The sequence below is a fragment of the Streptomyces sp. NPDC006733 genome (assembly GCF_040636125.1).
Lineage (GTDB): Bacteria > Actinomycetota > Actinomycetes > Streptomycetales > Streptomycetaceae > Actinacidiphila.
Genome location: NZ_JBEYJD010000031.1, coordinates 58,865 through 74,278, shown reverse-complemented (window position 1 = coordinate 74,278; position 15,414 = coordinate 58,865). Strand labels below are relative to the sequence as shown.

12 protein-coding genes and 1 tRNA gene are annotated in these 15,414 nt (G+C 70.0%); 4 read left to right on the top strand and 9 right to left on the bottom strand.

Going from position 1 to position 15,414, the window contains the following annotated elements:
• The first annotated feature begins 18 nt into the window (after positions 1-18).
• Together ABZ721_RS26035 and ABZ721_RS26030 are read left to right on the top strand one after the other, a co-directional pair.
• A complete protein-coding gene (locus tag ABZ721_RS26035; RefSeq protein ID WP_358791112.1) occupies positions 19-711 on the top strand; it encodes a class E sortase in 693 nt (230 codons plus the stop codon).
• Between the two features lie 85 nt (positions 712-796).
• Entirely contained in the window at positions 797-1,747 is a 951-nt protein-coding gene (locus tag ABZ721_RS26030) for a Bro-N domain-containing protein (RefSeq protein WP_358791111.1), read from the top strand.
• A 254-nt stretch (positions 1,748-2,001) separates the two neighbouring features.
• On the opposite strand, the gene pknB is transcribed toward ABZ721_RS26030, so the two are convergent.
• From pknB to ABZ721_RS26000, 6 genes are all read right to left on the bottom strand, one after another.
• Entirely contained in the window at positions 2,002-3,972 is a 1,971-nt protein-coding gene (pknB, locus tag ABZ721_RS26025; RefSeq protein WP_358791110.1) for a Stk1 family PASTA domain-containing Ser/Thr kinase, read from the bottom strand.
• Positions 3,973-4,150: 178 nt separating this feature from the next.
• On the bottom strand, positions 4,151-5,614 hold the full coding sequence (locus ABZ721_RS26020; RefSeq protein WP_358791109.1) for a penicillin-binding protein 2: 1,464 nt from the start codon (positions 5,612-5,614) through the stop codon (positions 4,151-4,153).
• A complete protein-coding gene (locus tag ABZ721_RS26015; protein ID WP_358791108.1) occupies positions 5,611-7,011 on the bottom strand; it encodes an FtsW/RodA/SpoVE family cell cycle protein in 1,401 nt (466 codons plus the stop codon). The genes ABZ721_RS26020 and ABZ721_RS26015 overlap by 4 nt, the downstream gene beginning before the upstream one ends.
• A 22-nt stretch (positions 7,012-7,033) precedes the next feature.
• On the bottom strand, positions 7,034-8,539 hold the full coding sequence (locus ABZ721_RS26010) for a PP2C family serine/threonine-protein phosphatase (protein WP_358791156.1): 1,506 nt from the start codon (positions 8,537-8,539) through the stop codon (positions 7,034-7,036).
• 61 nt (positions 8,540-8,600) lie between these two features.
• Positions 8,601-9,116: an FHA domain-containing protein gene (locus ABZ721_RS26005; protein ID WP_138351203.1), complete on the bottom strand. Its 516-nt coding sequence runs from the start codon at positions 9,114-9,116 to the stop codon at positions 8,601-8,603.
• Between the two features lie 10 nt (positions 9,117-9,126).
• Positions 9,127-9,987: a DUF3662 and FHA domain-containing protein gene (locus ABZ721_RS26000; RefSeq protein ID WP_358791107.1), complete on the bottom strand. Its 861-nt coding sequence runs from the start codon at positions 9,985-9,987 to the stop codon at positions 9,127-9,129.
• Between the two features lie 437 nt (positions 9,988-10,424).
• Between ABZ721_RS26000 and ABZ721_RS25995 the strand changes: the two genes are divergently transcribed.
• Both ABZ721_RS25995 and ABZ721_RS25990 read left to right on the top strand, forming a co-directional pair.
• Positions 10,425-10,507: transfer RNA gene (locus tag ABZ721_RS25995), tRNA-Leu, on the top strand.
• Between the two features lie 253 nt (positions 10,508-10,760).
• The gene (locus ABZ721_RS25990; RefSeq protein ID WP_358791106.1) at positions 10,761-12,344 is read left to right on the top strand and encodes a VCBS repeat-containing protein; all 1,584 of its coding nucleotides are present in this window, start codon (positions 10,761-10,763) and stop codon (positions 12,342-12,344) included.
• A 72-nt stretch (positions 12,345-12,416) separates the two neighbouring features.
• Here the strand turns inward: ABZ721_RS25990 and ABZ721_RS25985 are convergent, their stop codons facing one another.
• From ABZ721_RS25985 to ABZ721_RS25975, 3 genes are read right to left on the bottom strand one after another with little or no spacing between them, the layout of a single operon-like run.
• Complete coding sequence (locus ABZ721_RS25985; protein ID WP_358791105.1) at positions 12,417-13,181, bottom strand: crotonase/enoyl-CoA hydratase family protein; 765 nt, start codon at positions 13,179-13,181, stop codon at positions 12,417-12,419.
• The gene (locus ABZ721_RS25980; protein ID WP_358791104.1) at positions 13,178-14,809 is read right to left on the bottom strand and encodes an isovaleryl-CoA dehydrogenase; all 1,632 of its coding nucleotides are present in this window, start codon (positions 14,807-14,809) and stop codon (positions 13,178-13,180) included. The genes ABZ721_RS25985 and ABZ721_RS25980 overlap by 4 nt, the downstream gene beginning before the upstream one ends.
• Positions 14,793-15,404 (bottom strand): TetR/AcrR family transcriptional regulator, encoded by a 612-nt coding sequence (locus tag ABZ721_RS25975; RefSeq protein ID WP_358791103.1) that lies wholly within the window; start codon positions 15,402-15,404, stop codon positions 14,793-14,795. The genes ABZ721_RS25980 and ABZ721_RS25975 overlap by 17 nt, the downstream gene beginning before the upstream one ends.
• Positions 15,405-15,414: the final 10 nt, after the last annotated feature.

Below are 15,414 nucleotides of genomic sequence, written 5' to 3'. Positions count from 1 at the left end.
CCACAGAACGGAACAGCGGTGACGACGACGAATCGCGGCGGGCGGGGCCCGGTCGCGGCCATCATCAGTGTGATCGGCGAACTGCTGATCACCGCGGGGCTGGTGCTCGCCCTGTTCGTCGCCTACTCGCTGTGGTGGACGAACGTGATAGCGGACCGTCACGCGAAGAAGGACAGCGCGAAGGTCCGGCAGGAGTGGGCGACGTCCGGCCCGCGCGGCCTCGACACCAAGGACGGCATCGGCTTCCTGCACGTCCCCGCGATGGGCAAGAACTTCGAGGTCCTGGTCAAGAAGGGCACCGACACCGACATCCTCAACGAGGGCGTCGCGGGCTACTACGACCAGCCCGTCAAGTCGGCCATGCCGTGGGACAAGCAGGGCAACTTCACGCTGGCCGCCCACCGCGACGGCCACGGCGCCAAGTTCCACGACATCGACAAGATCAAGAACGGTGATCCGGTCGTCTTCGAGGACAAGGACACCTGGTACGTCTACAAGGTCTACTCGGTCCTCGACGAGACCTCGAAGTACAACGTCGGCGTCATCAACCCGGTCCCGACGGAGTCCGGCAAGAAGAAGCCGGGCCGCTACATCACCCTTACGACCTGCACTCCCGTCTACACCTCGCGCTACCGCTACGTCGTCTGGGCCGAACTGACCCGCACCGAAAAAGTCGACCAGAACCGCACCCCGCCGGCCGAGCTGGGCTGATTGTCACCCGGATTGCTGAACATCCAACAATAGGCTGGAATTTTCGATTTACGCCGCCCTACGTTCCGCCCAGGAGGTGGTTCGTATGAGCGAACACATCAAGCTGCCGAACCCGGCGGCGCAGGCCCAGCAGGACGCGATCGACGTCAACGACTTCGTGTACGCGGCGACGGGATCACGGGTACGCAGGCTGACGATGCCCGACGGAACGCACTGGTTCCCGGCGGCGGACGTGGCCACAAATCTCGGGTACGCCAACAGCCGGGATGCATTGGCAAAGCAGGTTCCTCGCGAGCACGTTGTGAGTCTTGATGAACTTGCGCGAACCGTCGCTCTGAGCGACGGTTCACGCAAGTTCGCAGCTCACGGGCTGAGGAGCCATGTGAAGTTGGTGAATCTACAGGGTCTGATCCGGCTCGTGAACGCCTGCACGAAGCCTGAAGCCGAGCCGTTCAAACGATGGGTGGCGGAGGTCGTTGTCGCCATCCAGCGGGATGGTTCGTACTCCCTGCAGGCGGCGGAAGTCCAGCCGGCCGCGCCGGACGCCCCGACGGCCTACGCGATGCCTGGCAACGTGGCCGACGCGATCGTCCGCCTGGAGCAGCACAATCTGCGGCTGGACGAGGCGCTGCTGGTCTCGCAGCGCGAGGCGCAGGAGACTCGGCGGGACATGGCGCGGTCGCACGAACGATTGGCGTCCGCCATGGACCGGATCGGTGACACGCTCGACGCCCTGCTGGCCCGGCAGGCGACGCCGGCCGCGGAGCCGCCGCGGGTCACGGCGGAAACCGTCCTGGCGGAGTGGAAGTCGCGGCTGTCCGTGACGGAGGACGTCTGGGCGGTGGCCGTCGTGATCGCTCCCGTGCTGGCTGAGCACGGGGAGATCCGGCAATCGCTGGAGACCATCGCGGCACGGACCGGACTGTCGACCCACCGGGTCAACGAGTGCCTGCGGTTCATGCGCAAGCACGCCTGCATCCGCTCGCTCGGCGGGACCCCCGAGGGGTCACCGGTCTACACGCTGAACCGGCAGTAGCGGGGAACGCGGACGGGGGCCGTCGCAAAACGACGTTGCGGCGGCCCCCGGCATGCAGGTTACCGATCCCGCCGGCTGAACTGGCGGAACTTGCACGAACCGTCTGTGTGGCAGACGGTTCGTGCAAGTTCGCTCCACAAGGTCGGTTGTCTGCGGGTGCTGCCGCGCCGAGTCATGCGCAGGGGCCCCGGACGGTGTGTCCGGGGCCCCTGCGGTCGGGTTGCTGCTTCTCGGACGGTGGTCCGGGAGGCGGGTCAGTCGAAGCCGTTGCCGCCGCTGCCGAAGGTGGTCAGGGTGATCACCTGGGTGCCCGGGTCCGCGCCGGTCTGGGGCTGCGGGTCCTGGGACGCGACGCGGGCCTTGTCGTCCTGGGAGCTGCCCGGGGCGAACTGGATGTTGTTGAAGCCCTGCTGCTGCAGCAACTCCCTGGCCTGCTTCACCGTCTTGAACATGACGTTGGGAACGGGCTTCTGCTCCGGCGTCGGCTGCTGGCCCGTCGACACGGTCAGAGTGATCTGCGTGTCCTTGCTCTGCTGGCTGAAGGCCGCCGGGTTCTGGTCGATGACGTTGTTCGCCGGATCGGCGGAGGCCTGGTCCTTCTTGTTGATGTTCGTGAAACCGAGATCGTTCAGCTTCTGCTTCGCGGCGTCGAACTGGAGGCCCTTCAGGTTCGGCACCTCGACCTTCTCCGGCTTCTTGGCCACGGTCAGCGTGATGACCGTGTCCTTCGGCTTGAGGGTGCCGCCTGCCGGGTTCTGCTTGAGGACCGTGCCGTCGTCCTTGGTGTTCGAGGTCTCGGTCTCCTGCTTGACCTGGAAGCCCTTGTCCTCAAGGGTTTTCTTCGCGTCCTCGAACTTGTCGTTCACGACGTCCGGGACGGCGATCGGGGCCACGCCCTTGGAGATCGAGACCGTGATCGTCTTGTCGGCCGCGAGCGGCTCGTCGGCCTTCGGGACCTGGTCGCAGACCGTGTTCACCGGCTGCGCGTCGCAGTACTTCGTCTCGCCCTTGACGACCTTGATGGACGGGTCGACGTTGGCTGCCGAGCTCTGGGCGTCGGCGAGGGTCTTGCCGGCGAGGTTCGGGGCGCTGAGGGTGCTCGGCGCCTTGTTGCCGTTGAACACCGCCTGGCCGAGGAAGATCGCGCCGACCAGGACGAGGATGCCGGCCAGGACCAGCAGGATCGTCGAGGTGTGGTTCTTCTTCTGCCGGCGGCGGTCCGGGCGGTCGTCGTAGCCGTAGCCGCCGTCGTCGTCGCGGACCGGGGGCAGCATCGAGGTCGAGGGGTTCTGTGCGGGCAGCGCGGTGGTCGCCGCGCTGTCGCCGTAGCCGCCGCCGTACCCGCCGTAGCCGACGGATCCCATGGCGGCCGTCGCCGCGATGGGCTGGCCGTCGAGGTACGACTCGATGTCCGCGCGCATCTCGTCGGCGGACTGGTAGCGGTAGTCGGGCTCCTTGGTCAGCGCCTTGAGGACGATGGCGTCCATCTCGGGCGTGATCTCGGGGTCGAAGTTCGAGGGGGGCTGCGGGTCCTCGCGCACGTGCTGGTACGCCACGGCCACCGGGGAGTCGCCGACGAACGGCGGCCGCACCGTCAGCAGCTCGTAGAGCAGGCAGCCGGCCGAGTACAGGTCGGAGCGGGCGTCGACCTGCTCGCCCTTGGCCTGCTCGGGGGAGAGGTACTGGGCCGTGCCGATGACCGCGGAGGTCTGCGTCATCGTCATGCCGGAGTCGCCCATCGCGCGGGCGATGCCGAAGTCCATGACCTTGACCTGGCCGTTGCGCGTGAGCATCACGTTCGCGGGCTTGATGTCGCGGTGCACGATGCCGGCGCGGTGCGAGTACTCCAGGGCCTGGAGGATGCCGACGGTCATCTCCAGCGAGCGCTCGGGCAGCAGCTTGCGACCGGAGTGGAGCAGTTCGCGCAGGGTGGAGCCGTCGACGTACTCCATGACGATGTACGGGATGGAGATCCCGTCGACGTAGTCCTCGCCGGTGTCGTACACGGCGACGATCGACGGGTGGTTCAGGGAGGCGGCAGACTGGGCCTCACGGCGGAACCGGGCCTGGAAGGACGGGTCACGGGCAAGATCCACCCGGAGCGTCTTCACAGCGACGGAGCGGCCGAGCCGGGTGTCGTGGGCGAGGTACACCTCGGCCATGCCACCGCGGCCGAGCACCGAACCCAGCTCGTACCGGCCGCCGAGGCGACGCGGCTCTTCCATAGCTCTTGCCCTTCCCTTAACCGTGCCCTGTGGATGCTCGGGCATACGGTACCCGGCACGCTCGATGGATCCGGGACGTGACCGGGTCCCGATATCCGACCGGTATCGCCCGGTACGGCGATGAGGTGGATATGGGGTGGAAACAGCCCGGTGGGTGACGTGCGTCACGCGACCCACGTCACTTGTTCAGAACGGCCTCCATGACCTTCTTGGCGATCGGCGCGGCGAGGCCGCCACCGGAGATGTCGTCACGGGAGGCGTCGGAGTCCTCCACGACGACGGCGACGGCCACCGGGGAGCCGTCCGCGGTCTTGGCGTAGGAGATGAACCAGGCGTAGGGGTTCTTGCTGTTGGCGACACCGTGCTGCGCGGTACCGGTCTTGCCGCCGACGGTGACGCCGTCGATCTGCGCGTTCTTGCCGGTGCCGTCCTTGACCACGGTCTCCATCATCTGCTGGAGCTTCTGGGCGTTGGCGGGCGAGACCGGCTGCGAGAACTCGTGCGGCTTCGTCTGCTCGATCACGTTCAGGTTCGGGGCCTGGAGCTTGTCCACCATGTACGGCTGCATGAGCTTGCCGTCGTTGGCGATGGCGGCGGCGACCATGGCCATCTGCAGCGGCGTGGCGGCGGTGTTGTACTGGCCGATCGCGGAGAGCACGTTGGACGGCGCGTCCATCTTCTTGGAGTAGACGCTGGCGTCCGCGCGGACCGGCGTCGTGATCTCCTGGTTGAAGCCGAACTTCTCGGCCTGCTCGCGCATCTTGTCCAGCTTGAGATCGTCACCGATCTTGCCGAAGACGGTGTTGCAGGACACCTTCAGCGCCACCCGCAGCGAGGCGTTCAGGCACGGCAGGTCGCCCTCGTTGTCCAGGTTCTTGGAGCTCAGCGGCAGCTTGAAGGGCAGCGGCGACCGTGTCGGGGCGTCGATGTCGGTGTAGAGGTTGTTCTCCAGCGCCGCGGCGGCGGTGACGACCTTGAAGGTCGAGCCGGGCGGGTAGACCTGGCGCAGCGCCCGGTTGAGCATCGGCTCGTCGGGGTTGTTCTCCTTCTGGAGGGCGAGCCAGTTCTTCTGGTCGGTCTTCGTGGAGGAGCCGGCGAAGGACGACGGGTCGTACGAGGGCGTGCTGGCCAGGGCCAGGATCGCGCCGGTACGGGGGTCGAGCGCGGCGACCGCGCCCTTCTTGTTGCCGAGGCCGGTGAACGCGGCGAGCTGCGCCTTGGCGTTCAGGGTCGTGATGACCTTGCCGCCCTGCTTCTCCTTGCCGGTCAGCATGTCGATGGTGCGGTTGAAGAAGAGCCGGTCGTCGTTGCCGGTGAGGAACTTGTCGTAGACGCCTTCGAGGAACGTCGTCTGGTACGCCTGCGAGGCGTAGCCGGTGACGGGGGCCCACATGGGGCCGTCCTTGAAGGTCGCCTTGTACTTGAAGTCGCTGCCGGGCGTCTCGACGCTGCCGGTGAGCGACTTGCCGTCGACGATGATGTCGCCGCGCGGCTGGGCGAACTGGTTGATGCTCACCCGCCGGTTGTGCTTGTCGTTCGCGAGGGCGTCCCCCTGGACGAACTGCACGTAGTTGACGCGGAGCAGCAGGGCGAGGACGAGCAGGCCGCAGAAGACCGCGACCCGTCGCAGGGGCTTGTTCACTGGGTGCGCACCACCTGGGTCGGTTCGGCATCGGTTGACGGGGCGGGGCTGGGTGCCGGGCGTCGCGCGGTGTCGCTGATACGGAGCAGGATGGCGACGAGCGCCCAGTTCGCGATGACGGACGAACCGCCCTGCGCGAGGAACGGCAGCGTCATGCCGGTGAGCGGGATGAGTCCGGTGACGCCGCCCGCGACGACGAAGACCTGCAGCGCGAAGGCGCCCGCCAGGCCGACGGCGAGCAGCTTGCCGAACGGGTCGCGGGCGGCGAGGGCGGTCCGCAGGCCGCGCTCGATGAGCAGGCCGTAGAGCACGATGATCGCCATCACGCCGGCCAGGCCGAGCTCCTCGCCGATGGTGGCGAGGATGTAGTCGCTCTTGGGGGCGATGCCGCCGATGAGGCGGGAGTAGCCCTGGCCGAGGCCGGAGCCGAACATCCCGCCGGAGCCGAAGGAGTACATGGCCTGCGCCGTCTCGGTGACGCCGCCGTTGGAGGCGAGGTCGAGGGGGTGCAGCCAGTTGTCGACGCGGACCTTGACGTGGCTCTCGAAGGTGGCGACGGCGACGGCGCCGCCGGCGCTGAGCAGCAGGCCGAAGACGATCCAGCTGGTGCGCTCGGTGGCCACGTACAGCATGATCACGAAGAGGCCGAAGAAGAGCAGCGAGGTGCCGAGGTCGGTCTCGAAGACCAGGATGACCAGGCTGAGCGCCCACAGGACCAGGATCGGGCCCAGGTCGCGCCCGCGGGGCAGGTACAGGCCCATGAAGCGGCGGCTGGCCAGCGCGAGGGCGTCCCGTTTCACCATCAGATAGCCGGCGAAGAAGACGGTGATGATGATCTTCGCGAACTCGGCGGGCTGCAGCGATCCGATGCCGGGCAGCGTGACCCAGATGCGGGCGCCGAAGCGGGCCGGGAAGAAGATCGGGGCGATCAGCAGCACCAGGGCCACGACCATGGAGATGTACGTGTAGCGCTGGAGGATCCGGTGGTCCTTGAGGATGACCAGGACGCCGACGAAGAGCGCCACGCCCACCGCCGACCACATCAGCTGCTTCGGCGCCATGGCGCCGCCGAGCCGGGCCGTGGTGATCGACGGCTCCAGGTCGAGCCGCCAGATGAGGACCAGGCCCATGCCGTTGAGCAGCGTCGCGATCGGCAGCATCAGCGGGTCGGCGTACGGCGCGAACTTCCGCACGATGATGTGCGCGATCCCCGCGAGCAGGCCGAGGCCGAGGCCGTAGGCGAGCAGGCCGGCGGGGAGCGAGCCGTCCTTGGCCAGGCCGACGTTGGCGTACGCGAAGACCGGGATCAGGACGGCGAAGACGAGCAGCGCGAGCTCGGTGTTGCGCCGGCTGGGAGCGCCGACGGAAGAGATGGTGCTGGTGTTGCTGGCACTCATGAAGAGCTGCCCCCTCCTCGTACTACTGCTGGGTGCCGCACTGCGGGGCCAGCTTCTGTTCGTCGGGCGAGAGGGTGGGGCCAGGGGTCGGGGTCGGGACGGTGCCGGCGGGCTTGTTCAGCTTGTCCTGGGCGGCCTTCGCCGCTGCCTTGGCCTTCGCGGCGTTGCTCTTGTTCGCTTCGACCTTCTTGCAGACGTCCGCCTGCCGGGCCAGGTCGTCGGCCTTGTCGGTGGCCTGGCCGAGGCTGCTCAGCGCGATCGTGGCCTCGACCTGGTCGCGCTGGTAGGCCGGCAGGTACTTGAGTTCGATCTCGGGGCGGTCCTGCTTGACCTTCGACAGGTCGATCCACCCGAGCTTCTGGTCGATGCCCTGGTAGACGGCGACGTGCTGGTCCTTGGCGCCGACGTAGTACTGCGTCTGCGTCCAGCGGTAGCCGGCGTACAGACCGCCGCCGAGCACGCCGAGGACGACGACCAGGATCACCGAGCGCTTGAGCCACTTGCGCTTCTTGACCGGCTTGTCCAGGTTCGACTCGTCGAACGATCCGAAGGAGCCCATCGGCGCCGGTCCGGCGTTCGACAGGTCGCCGCTGCCGGGCGGGCCGAAGGAGCCCGCCGGGCCCGCCTGCTGCGGCGGGGGCGTGCGGCCCAGTTCCGACGCGCGGCCGGCCGGGGTCTGCAGGTGGCGCGGGTCGGAGATCGGCAGCTGGCTGTCGGCGACGGCACCCACCACGACGGGGGTGTCGTTCAGCTGTCCGGCCAGGGTGTCGCTGTCGTCCACGTCCAGGACGTCGGCGACGATGCAGGTGATGTTGTCGGGGCCGCCGCCGCGCAGCGCGAGCTGGATCAGCTCCTGCACGGTCTCGTTGGGCGCCTGGTACCCCGCGAGGGTGTCCTCGAGGGTCTGGTGGCTGACGACGCCCGACAGCCCGTCGGAGCAGATCAGGTACCGGTCACCGACCCGCACCTCGCGGATCGACAGATCGGGCTCCACATGCTCGCCACTGCCCAACGCGCGCATCAGCAAGGAGCGTTGCGGGTGGGTGGTGGCCTCCTCCTCGGTGATCCGGCCCTCGTCGACGAGCCGCTGCACCCAGGTGTGGTCCTGCGTGATCTGCGTGAGCAGGCCGTCGCGGAGCAGGTAGGCGCGGGAGTCGCCGACATGGACCAGGCCCAGCCGCTGCCCGGTCCACAGCAGGGCCGTGAGCGTGGTGCCCATGCCCTCCAGCTGCGGATCCTCCTCGACCATGACGCGCAGTTGGTCGTTGGCGCGCCGGACGGCGGTGCCGAGCGAGGTCAGGATGTCGGAACCTGGAATGTCGTCGTCGAGCGTGACGATGGTGGAGATCACCTCGGACGAGGCGACCTCACCGGCCGCCTGGCCGCCCATGCCGTCGGCGATCGCGAGCAGGCGCGGACCGGCGTAGCCGGAGTCCTCGTTGCCCTCCCGGATCATGCCCTTGTGCGAACCGGCGGCGAAACGCAGGCTCAGAGTCATGCGCACCTCGCCCGTCGGCTCCGGGTACATCCGCACGCTGCCCACCCTCTCGCTCGCTGGCTGTGCTCCCTGGGCTTGCCCATTGATGCGACTACTTCCGCAGCTCGATGACGGTCTTCCCGATGCGGATCGGCGCGCCGATCGGCACCGGGGTCGGCGTGGTGAGCCGATTCCGGTCCAGATAGGTGCCGTTGGTGGATCCGAGGTCCTCGACGATCCACTGACCGTCCCGGTCCGGGTAGATCCTGGCATGCCGACTGGACGCGTAGTCGTCGTCGAGCACGATTGTTGAGTCGTGCGCCCGGCCGAGCGTGATGGTCTGGCCCTGCAACGCGACCGTGGTACCCGTCAGCGAGCCCTCGGCGACGACCAGCTTGGTCGGCGCGCCTCGGCGCTGTCGGTTGTTCTGCGGCTGCTGCCGCTGGTTCTGCGCCTGTTGTTGGCGCTGCTGCGGCGGGCGGGACTGGTCGGCCCCGCGCCGTGCCGCGCGCTGGGTCACCCGGGTCCCGAACAGGTCACTTCTGATGACCTGTACCGCGACGATGACGAACAGCCACAGTACGGCGAGGAAACCCAACCGCATGACCGTCAGGGTCAGCTCTGACATTGCCCCCGCTTCACCCTTCGGCTTGCCGGTACACGATGGTGGTGCTCCCGACGACGATGCGAGAGCCGTCGCGGAGCGTAGCGCGCTGGGTGTGCTGCCCGTCCACCACAATGCCGTTTGTTGATCCGAGGTCCTGGACCACGGACGGTGATCCGACCCTGATTTCGCAGTGCCGGCGGGAGACGCCCGGGTCGTCGACCCTCACGTCCGCCTCGGTGCTGCGCCCGAGTACGAGGGTCGGCCGGGAGATCTGGTGCCGGTTGCCGTTGATCTCGATCCAGCGCCGCACCGCGCCGCCGGGACCGCCGGGAGGCGATCCGGCGCCGGGCAGCCGCGTCACGGGCGCCGGCCCGCCCGAGCGGCCGCCCGGGGGCGGTCCCGCCGGCATCGGGGGCGGCCCGGAGGGGCGGTACGGCGCCACGGCGCGCGGCGGCTCGTACTGCTGCCTGGGCTGCGGCTGGGGGGACTGCTGGTGGGGCTGCGGCTGCTGGGACTCGCTGGAGGCGAGCGTGCGGCTGCGCACCCGGTACAGGCCGGTGTCGAGGTCGTCGGCCTTCTCCAGGTGGACCTTGATACCGCCCATGAAGGTGTAGCGCTGCTGCTTGGCGTAGTCCTTCACCATGCCGGCGAGCTCCTCGCCGAGCTGCACGGAGTACGGACTGAGCCGTTCGAAGTCGGGCGTGCTCAGCTCGACGATGAAGTCGTTGGGCACCACCGTGCGGTCGCGGTTCCAGATCGTGGCGTTGTTGTCGCACTCACGCTGGAGCGCGCCCGCGATCTCGACCGGCTGGACCTCGCTCTTGAACACCTTGGCGAAGGTGCCGTTCACAAAGCCCTCGAGACGCTGCTCGAAGCGCTTCATTACTCCCATGGGGCACCTCCCTCCTCGGGCTCTTCCGATACTGCTTACTGATCGTATCCACGCGCCGGGAAAACGGCTGGTTCCCCGATCCCGGAGGACCGGGCAGTGTCAACCCTCACACGGTCCACTCGGATGGTAGATGCGGCTCCTGTCCAGTGTCCCGCAACCGGGGGTGCGGCCTTACAGCGCGGTGCTGTCGGGTGAACCCTGCCCGGTGGGCGCCGGGGTACACAGCGGGGACGGGCCCGGCGCGCGTCCCGCCGCCGGACCCCGGGCCCGCGTCGGCGGCGGGCGGCACGGCGGCGCCGGTGCGGCCGTCCGGGCGGGCGGAAACGGGTGTGATTCCACCCCTGCCGCCGTGCTAATCTTCTCGAGTCGGAAGGCGCTCCCGCACTGTTCGGACCAAGGTCCGGAGGGTGAAGGAGCATCGAACGGCGCCACTTATTGCGCGAGTGGCGGAACGGCAGACGCGCTGGCTTCAGGTGCCAGTGTCCTTCGGGACGTGGGGGTTCAAATCCCCCCTCGCGCACAGTACGGAAACGGCCCCTCCGGGGTGACGAAAGTCGCCCGGGAGGGGCCGTTTCCCGTTACGGGTCCACCCGACGGGGTTCAGCCGGTTCAGCCCCCGGCGTGACGCGCGTCACTCCCCAGGGGCCCCACCCGTTGTCCACAGAACTCCGTTGGCGTTGTCCTACCCCCCGCGTAGATTCGTCGCCGGTGTCGTCACCGACGATCACCGAACGATCACCGGCGCCTCGCGCCGGGATCCCGAGGGGGGATTCATGACCGTGATCCATCGAAGGCTGCGCGGATGGCGGCGTGCCGCCGCCGTCGTGCCCGTGGCCGCGCTGCTTGCCGCCGTCGCGGCAGCGACCCCGGCAGCCGCCCAGGACGCCGTACCGGTACCGGCACCGAGCGGGCTCGCCACCACACCGGCCCCGGCGGGCGGGGGCGACGCCTGCGGGGCGACCGCGCCCTACGGCTACATAGGGAACACCGGCGTCACCTTTTTGGCGACATCGAACGGGAAGCCGTCGGTCTCGTACACCACCGAATTCCTCGTGGAGCCGAGCGACGGCTCGGCGCCGTACGACTACACGCAGGGCACCTGGTACGGCGGTGGTCAGCGCCGGCTGCAGCTCCCGGCCTCCGACTTCACCGACGGGGTGACGTACGCCTGGCGCGTCCGCGAGACGGCCCAGGACGGTACGGCCTCCGACTGGTCGGCCGCGTGCCACTTCATCGCCGACCACACGGCGCCCGCCACCCCGGTCGTGAAGTCCAAGGTCTTCCCGCCGTCCGGCTCGACGACCCCGGCGCCGCCCGTCCGCACCACGGGCGCCTTCACCTTCAAGGTGTCGGGGCCCGCGGCGGCCGACGCCGTGCGGTTCGAGTACGCGCTGAACAGGGATCTGGCCGTCACGGGCAACGCGTCCGTTCCGGTCGGCCCCGAAGGAACCGCGACCGTGAAGCTGACTCCCACGGAGTGGGGGACGAACCGGCTCAGCGTGCAGACGGTGGACCGGGCGGGCAACGTCTCGGTGCCGGTGCAGTACGACTTCCACGTCGCGTCCGCCACCGAGCAGGACCACTTCGGCGACCTGAACGGCGACGCGCACCCGGACCTGCTGGCCATCGGCGCGGACGGCAAGCTGTATGTCCTGTACGGCAAGGGCGACGGCACGCTGAAGAAGGCGGTGACGTACGCCGACACCGGCAGCGACTGGACGCCGGGCACCGTGGTGCGCAACGGGGACAACGACCGGGACGGCTACCAGGACCTGCTCCGCGTCAACTCCACCGGTTATGTGATGGGTTACAGCAACAACGGGCTGGGCGACTTCGGGCAGATACCGCCGCGTACGGGCCACTGGGCGCGGGCCGGCGGCACCAGCTGGTCGGTTGCCCGGCAGATCCTGCACGGCGGTGACAGGGACCTGCTCAGCGTCGAGAACGGGCAGCTGATCCGATGGGCGGCAGACTTCAGCGCGATGATCCCCACCGTGCTGGCCACCGGCCTGGAGCAGCGTACGGTCATCGCCCCCGGCGACGTCACAGGTGACGGGGTCGAGGACATCCTGTTCCGCGACGACGTCTCGGGCCTGCTCACCCTGGCGGCGGCCAACGCCGACGGGACGCTCGCCGATCCCTCGACCTGGACCGCGTACGGCTCCGGCTTCTCCGCCGCGGCCTACCCGCGGATCCTCAGCGCCGGGGACGCCAACGGTGACGGCGTCGCCGACCTGTACGCCGCCAACAAGCGCGGCGTGCTGAAGTTCTTCGCCGGGCTCAAGGGCGGCGGCTTCGCGCCCGCCACAGGGGCGCACGGCGCCCTGGACTGGACGACCGTCGTCTCGGCCGACTGACGGCACGGTCTCGACTGACCACCGTCTGCCGCGCACTCCTTCGGGGTGCGCGGCAGACGCGTTTCGGTGGGGTCAGATGGTGGTGGAGTCGCCGTGGCGGCCGAGGCCCGAGGTGAAGCGGCGGGCTCCGGTGGGGACTTCGGACAGGGCGGCGGTGGCGTTGCGCAGTTCCTGGCGGAGGGCCTCGGGTTCGGGGAGGCCCGCCTGGGCGCGGGTGGACGCGCGGTCGGCGCGCATGCAGGTGGCGGAGTAGCGGGCGATGTCGGCGGCGAGGTCGCGGGCGGCGCGCAGGGCTTCGCCCGGGGGTACCAGGCGGTTGACGAGGCCGATGGCGTGGGCCTCGGCGGCGGGTACCGGGCGGCCGGTCAGGATCAGGTCCATCGCCCGGCTCTCGCCGATGAGGCGGGGGAGCCGCACGGTGCCGCCGTCGATCAGCGGGACGCCCCAGCGGCGGCAGAAGACGCCCAGGACGGCGTCCTCCTCGGCGACCCGCAGGTCGCACCAGAGGGCGAGTTCCAGGCCGCCCGCGACCGCGTGGCCGCTGATCGCGGCGATGACGGGCTTGGTCAGCCGCAGCCGGGTGGGGCCCATGGGGCCGTCGCCGTCCTCGGCGACCCGGTTGCCGCGGTCGGTGCCGACGGCCTTGAGGTCGGCTCCGGCGCAGAAGGTGCCGCCGCGGCCCCACAGGACGGCGACAGCCGCGTCGGGGTCGGCCTCGAAGTCCCGGAAGGCCGCGGCGAGCGCGGCGGCCGTGGGGCCGTCCACGGCGTTGCGCGCCTCGGGGCGGTCCAGGACGACGGTGGTGACGGGGCCGTCGCGCTCGACGTGGACGGTCATACGGCGTGGCGGGCGCGGTCGATGAGGGGGGCGGTGGCGGTGCCGGCGGGGAGGGTGCCGAAGGCCCGGCCGTGGTCGCCGCCGAGCCGGGAGGCGCAGAACGCGTCGGCTGCCGGGCTGCCGTACCGGACGAGCAGCGAGCCCTGGAGGACCAGCGCCATCGACTCCACGATGCGGCGGGTGCGGAATTCGAGCTCGGCGGGGTCGCCGAGCTCCTTCTTGAGCTCCGCCACGGACGCGTCCAGCCGCCGGTCGGAGCCCGCCGCCTGGTCGATCTCGGCGAAGAACGCCTCGACGGAGTCGGGCTGACGGGCCATCGCGCGCAGCGCGTCGAGCGCGGAGACGTTGCCAGAGCCCTCCCAGATCGACATGAGCGGTGCCTCGCGGTAGAGCCGGGGCATGCCCGACTCCTCGACGTAGCCGTTGCCGCCGAGGCATTCGAGGGCCTCCGCGGCGTGCACGGGGCCGCGTTTGCACACCCAGTACTTGGTGACGGCGAGCGCCAGCCGCCGGAAGGACTCCTCGGCGGCGTCGCCGCGCGCCGCGCGGTCGGTGGCGCCGGCCAGCCGGATCGCGACGGTCGTGGCGGCCTCGGACTCGACGGCGAGGTCCGACAGGACGTTGCGCATCAGCGGCTGGTCGATGAGCGGGGCGCCGAAGGCCGCGCGGTGGGCGGTGTGGTGGACGGCCCGGATCAGGCCGGCGCGCATGCCGGTGGCGGCGCCCAGGACGCAGTCCAGGCGCGTCAGGTTGACCATGTCGATGATGGTCCTGACCCCGCGGCCCTCCTCGCCGACGAGGTACCCGACGGCGCCCTCGTACTCGATCTCGGCGGAGGCGTTGGAGCGGTTGCCGAGCTTGTCCTTGAGGCGCTGCAGGTGGATGCGGTTGCGGGTGCCGTCGGGCAGGACGCGCGGCAGCAGGAAGCAGGAGAGGCCGCCGGGCGCCTGGGCGAGGGTCAGGAAGAGGTCGGACATGGGCGCGGACGTGAACCACTTGTGGCCGGTCAGCGCGTACGTGCCGTCCTCGCCGGCCGGGACGGCGCGGGTGGTGTTGGTGCGGACGTCGGAGCCGCCCTGCTTCTCGGTCATCGACATGCCGGCGATGAGGCCGCGCTTGCCGGCCGGGGCGCGGAGCCCGAAGTCGTAGGTGCGCGCGGCGAGCAGCGGCTCGTACGCGGCGGCGAGCGCGGGGTTGGCGCGCAGGGCCGGTACGGCCGCGTAGGTCATGGAGATCGGGCAGATGTGGCCGGGCTCGACCTGGCCCCAGACGTAGAGCTGGGCGGCGCGGGCCACGTGGGCGCCGGGGCGCTCGTCGCGCCAGGGAGCCGCGTGCAGGCCGTTGGCGACGGCGGTCTCCATCAGCTCGTGCCAGGCGGGGTGGAACTCGACCTCGTCGATGCGGTTGCCGTACCGGTCGTGGGTGCGCAGCACCGGTTCGTTCTCGTTGGCGAGCCGGCCCAGCTCCTGGAAGTGCTCCGTGCCCGCGAGCGTTCCCAGGGTGTGCAGCGAGTCCTCTGACCAGCCGGCCCCCTGCCGGTGCAGGCCCTCGATCAGGGCGGGGTCGGCGGCGACGTCGTGGCCGGTCAGGGGCGGTGCCTGGTTGGTGACCTCATGAGTCTGCGGCATTGCGTCCTCCCAGAGCGCGTAGGGCGAAGGAGACGAGGGCGGGGATCAGGTCGTCGGGCGCGCCGCCGTCCGCGAGCGGTCCGACGAGGGCTTCACCGACGGCACCCACCAGGGCGGCGGCGGTGAGGCTGGGGTCCTGGGCCGGCAGCCGCCCGGAGGCGACGCCGGCGGCGATCTGTTCCGCGATCACGTCGCGGAACGCGCGGCGGAAGACGAGCCGCTCGGCGTCGACGGCGGCGTCGACCGGCTCGGCGAGCAGGGCGTAGGCCAGGCGCGGGGACTTCAGTGCCCGTCCGGCGAAGGTCTCGATGACGGCCGTGACCCGGTCGTGCGGGTCGGCGGGCCGGCGGGCGGCCGCCCTGACGGCCTCGACCTCCCGGCCGCAGACCACCCGGAACAGCTCCGCTACGAGCTCGGCCTTGCTGGGGAAGGAGCGGTACACGCTGCCGGCCGCGATACCGGCCCGTTCGGCGACCGCGGCCACCGAGCAGGCGGCGTACCCGCGTTCGGCGAGCAGCTCCACCGCCCCCTGGAGCACGGCGTCGCGCTGGGCGTCGAGGCGCGCCTGGATGGTGGGGGTTCTGCGGTAGGGCATACGAAGGATT

What these genes read in the sequence shown, in the direction of transcription:
- ABZ721_RS26030 (WP_358791111.1), top strand. Translation starts at nt 797, where the DNA reads ATGAGCGAACACATCAAGCTGCCGAACCCGGCGGCGCAGGCCCAGCAG.
- pknB (WP_358791110.1), bottom strand. Translation starts at nt 3,972, where the DNA reads ATGGAAGAGCCGCGTCGCCTCGGCGGCCGGTACGAGCTGGGTTCGGTG.
- ABZ721_RS26015 (WP_358791108.1), bottom strand. Translation starts at nt 7,011, where the DNA reads ATGAGTGCCAGCAACACCAGCACCATCTCTTCCGTCGGCGCTCCCAGC.
- ABZ721_RS26010 (WP_358791156.1), bottom strand. Translation starts at nt 8,539, where the DNA reads ATGTACCCGGAGCCGACGGGCGAGGTGCGCATGACTCTGAGCCTGCGT.
- ABZ721_RS26005 (WP_138351203.1), bottom strand. Translation starts at nt 9,116, where the DNA reads ATGTCAGAGCTGACCCTGACGGTCATGCGGTTGGGTTTCCTCGCCGTA.
- ABZ721_RS26000 (WP_358791107.1), bottom strand. Translation starts at nt 9,987, where the DNA reads ATGGGAGTAATGAAGCGCTTCGAGCAGCGTCTCGAGGGCTTTGTGAAC.
- ABZ721_RS25990 (WP_358791106.1), top strand. Translation starts at nt 10,761, where the DNA reads ATGACCGTGATCCATCGAAGGCTGCGCGGATGGCGGCGTGCCGCCGCC.
- ABZ721_RS25985 (WP_358791105.1), bottom strand. Translation starts at nt 13,181, where the DNA reads ATGACCGTCCACGTCGAGCGCGACGGCCCCGTCACCACCGTCGTCCTG.
- ABZ721_RS25980 (WP_358791104.1), bottom strand. Translation starts at nt 14,809, where the DNA reads ATGCCGCAGACTCATGAGGTCACCAACCAGGCACCGCCCCTGACCGGC.
- ABZ721_RS25975 (WP_358791103.1), bottom strand. Translation starts at nt 15,404, where the DNA reads ATGCCCTACCGCAGAACCCCCACCATCCAGGCGCGCCTCGACGCCCAG.